Origin of the sequence: Kitasatospora sp. NPDC059571 (genome assembly GCF_042735675.1) — a bacterium.
Lineage (GTDB): Bacteria > Actinomycetota > Actinomycetes > Streptomycetales > Streptomycetaceae > Kitasatospora.
In genome coordinates this window covers 1-3388 of the sequence record NZ_JBHWBW010000332.1, presented here as the reverse complement: position 1 = coordinate 3388, position 3388 = coordinate 1, and the positions used below count along the sequence as shown (strand labels likewise).

Below are 3388 nucleotides of genomic sequence, written 5' to 3'. Positions count from 1 at the left end.
TCTTATCTTCTATCTCTTTCTCTCCCTCCACCGTCGGGGGGCGCGGGGGGGGGCCCGGGGAGGCGGGGGCCGCCCCCCCACCGGGCAGGCCCCCCTAGCCCTACCCCGCCCCTGCAAGCCACCGCACCCGCAGCCGGCGCCCCGATCAGGAGAGCCCGACCCCATGCTCCGATTCCTAGTCCGCCGTTCCCTCGGCGCCGTCGTCATCCTGCTGATCATCAGCATGGTCACCTTCGCGCTCTTCTTCGCCATCCCGGCGGACCCGGCGCGGCTGTACTGCGGCAAGGTGTGCTCGGCCGAGAACCTCACCATGATCCGGCACAGCATGGGGCTCGACCAGTCGGTCCCGATGCAGTACTGGAACTGGCTGTCGGGCATCTTCGTCGGCCACAGCTACCCCGGCGTCACCGCGCACTGCGACGCGCCGTGCTTCGGCTGGTCGTTCGTGAAGAAGGACATGGTCCTCAACACGCTGCTGGACCGCTTCCCGACCACCCTGTCGCTGACCGTCGGCTCCGCGGTGGTCTTCCTGATCTTCGGCATCGGCACCGGCATGCTGGCCGCGCACAAGCAGGGCAAGGCGGCGGACAAGATCGCCAGCGCCTCCTCTCTGATCGCCACCTCGATGCAGATCTACGTGGCCGGCCCGCTCGCGCTCTGGGCGCTCGTCTACGGCACCGACCTGATGGACCTGCCGACCTACGTGCCGATCACCCAGGACCCGATCGGCTGGTTCACCGGCCTGCTGGTCCCGTGGATCGTGCTGTCCCTGATCTGGACCGCCAACTACACCCGTATGACCCGCTCCTCGATGGTCGAGCAGCTGAGCGAGGACTACGTGCGGACCGCCCGCGCCAAGGGCATGTCGGGCACCGCGGTCTTCATGCGCTACGCCTGGCGCGGCGCGATGGGCACCATCGTCACCGTCTTCGGCATCGACCTGGGCGTCCTGCTCGGCGGCGCGATCATCACCGAGTCCACCTTCGGCCTGCACGGCCTGGGCGAGCTGGCCATCCGGTCCTTCATCGACTCCGACCTGTCGATGCTGGTCGGCGTGACCATGGTGGCGGCGACCTTCATCGTGATCTTCAACATCGTCGTCGACGCGGTGTACGCCCTGATCGACCCGCGCATCCGCCTGGCCTGACACCGGCCGCACCCCAGGCCGAACCCAGCAGTCCCGACCTCACGTACCGCACCGAGGAGCCCAGTCCATGACCACCCAGGCCAAGCCCGAGGAGGCGGCCGCCGGCAGCGGCGGCAGCAGCACGCCCTTCCTCTCCGTCCGCGACCTCTCGGTCCGCTTCAGCACCGAGGACGGCGTGGTCCGGGCCGTGGACAACCTCTCGTTCGACGTCGAGCCGGGCACCACGCTCGGCATCGTCGGCGAGTCCGGCTCCGGCAAGTCGGTGACCAACCTGGCCATCCTGGGCCTGCACAACCCGGAGAAGACCCGGATCGAGGGCTCGATCAAGCTGGCCGGCCAGGAGCTGGTCGGCGCGTCGACCCGCGAGCTGGAGAAGCTCCGCGGCAAGACCATGTCGATGATCTTCCAGGACCCGCTGACCGCGCTGTCGCCGTTCCACACGGTCGGCCGGCAGATCGGCGAGACCTTCCGCAAGCACACCGGCGCCTCCAAGAAGGAGGCCCGGGACCGGGCGATCGAGATGCTGACCAAGGTCGGCATCCCGCAGCCCACCACCCGTGTGGACGACTACCCGCACCAGTTCTCCGGCGGTATGCGCCAGCGCGCGATGATCGCGATGTCGCTGGTCTGCAACCCCAAGCTGGTCATCGCGGACGAGCCGACCACCGCCCTGGACGTCACCGTCCAGGCGCAGATCCTCGACCTGCTCAAGGACCTGCAGCAGGAGATGGGCACCGCGATCATCCTGATCACCCACGACCTGGGCGTGGTGGCCAACACCGCCCAGAAGATCATGGTGATGTACGCGGGCCGGGCCGTGGAGCGCGGCACCGTCCGCGAGGTCCTCAAGACCCCGCAGCACGCCTACACCTGGGGCCTGCTCTCCTCGATGCCCAACCTGACGGGCCCGGTCGACGTCCCGCTGCGGCCGGTGCGCGGCACCCCGCCGAGCCTGATCAACCTGCCGAGCGGCTGCCCGTTCAACCCGCGCTGCGACCACCGCGAGAAGGTCATCGGGGACCGCTGCACCGCCGAGCGCCCCGCCCTCCTCCCGGAGGCCGGGCACGCCACCGCCTGCCACCTGACCGCCGCTCAGAAGCAGGACATCTTCATCGATCAGATCCAGCCGCGGCTCGGCTGAGACGGACGGGCAGACACACCATGAGCAACGAGCTGACCCTCGACAAGGTCCCCGCCGCCCCGGCCACCGGCGACCCGCTGCTGACCGTCACCGGGCTGCAGAAGCACTTCCCGGTGATGGACGGCTTCCTGTTCAAGCGCAAGGTCGGCGCCGTGCATGCGGTGGACGGCATCGACCTGACCGTGCACGCCGGTGAGTCGGTCGGCCTGGTCGGCGAGTCCGGCTGCGGCAAGTCGACCACCGGCCGGCTGGTCACCCGCCTGCTGGAGCCCACCGGCGGCTCGATCAGCTACGCGGGCCAGGACATCACCCACGCCTCGCGCAAGGACCTCGCGCCGATCCGGTCCGAGATCCAGATGATCTTCCAGGACCCGTACTCCTCGCTGAACCCGCGGCACACCGTCGGCTCGATCATCGGCGCGCCGATGGAGATCAACGGGATCAACCCGCCCGGCGGCGTGCAGAAGCGGGTGCAGGAGCTGCTGGAGACCGTCGGCCTCAACCCGGAGCACTACAACCGGTTCCCGCACGAGTTCTCCGGCGGCCAGCGCCAGCGCATCGGCGTGGCCCGCGCGCTGTCGCTCAACCCGAAGCTGATCGTCGCCGACGAGCCGGTCTCCGCCCTGGACGTCTCCATCCAGGCGCAGGTCGTCAACCTGCTGCAGCAGCTGCAGAAGGACCTCGGCATCGCGTTCCTGTTCATCGCGCACGACCTCGCGGTGGTCCGGCACTTCTCGCAGCGCGTCGCGGTGATGTACCTCGGCAAGATCGTCGAGATCGCCGACCGCGCCTCGCTGTACGAGAGCCCGCGCCACCCGTACACCCACGCGCTGCTCTCCGCCGTCCCCGAGGCGGACCCGGACGACAACCGCGAGCGGATCCGGCTGACCGGTGACGTCCCGTCGCCGATCAACCCGCCGTCGGGCTGCCGCTTCCGCACCCGGTGCTGGAAGGCCCAGGAGAAGTGCGCGACCGAGGAGCCGCCGCTGGTGCAGCTCTCCGGCAACCGCGAGGGCCACCTGACCGCCTGCCACTTCCCGGAGGACGGCAGCACCGCCGCCGTCCCCGCGCCGCGGGTGTCCGCGGACCAGTGACCCTGT

The 3388-nt window shown here is 69.7% G+C and carries 3 protein-coding genes; all 3 read left to right on the top strand.

Annotated elements, in window-relative coordinates:
• The first annotated feature begins 163 nt into the window (after nucleotides 1-163).
• On the top strand, nucleotides 164-1147 hold the full coding sequence (locus tag ACFV0G_RS28290) for an ABC transporter permease (RefSeq protein WP_380553954.1): 984 nt from the start codon (nucleotides 164-166) through the stop codon (nucleotides 1145-1147).
• A 67-nt stretch (nucleotides 1148-1214) separates the two neighbouring features.
• Nucleotides 1215-2288: an ABC transporter ATP-binding protein gene (locus tag ACFV0G_RS28285; protein ID WP_380553951.1), complete on the top strand. Its 1074-nt coding sequence runs from the start codon at nucleotides 1215-1217 to the stop codon at nucleotides 2286-2288.
• Nucleotides 2289-2308: 20 nt separating this feature from the next.
• Nucleotides 2309-3382, top strand: a complete 1074-nt coding sequence (locus ACFV0G_RS28280) for an ABC transporter ATP-binding protein (RefSeq protein WP_380553948.1) — start codon at nucleotides 2309-2311, stop codon at nucleotides 3380-3382.
• Nucleotides 3383-3388: the final 6 nt, after the last annotated feature.

Bases quoted from the DNA above. Each gene is read 5' to 3' on its own strand.
- ACFV0G_RS28285 (WP_380553951.1), top strand. From the start codon at position 1,215: ATGACCACCCAGGCCAAGCCCGAGGAGGCGGCCGCCGGCAGCGGCGGC.
- ACFV0G_RS28280 (WP_380553948.1), top strand. From the start codon at position 2,309: ATGAGCAACGAGCTGACCCTCGACAAGGTCCCCGCCGCCCCGGCCACC.
- ACFV0G_RS28290 (WP_380553954.1), top strand. From the start codon at position 164: ATGCTCCGATTCCTAGTCCGCCGTTCCCTCGGCGCCGTCGTCATCCTG.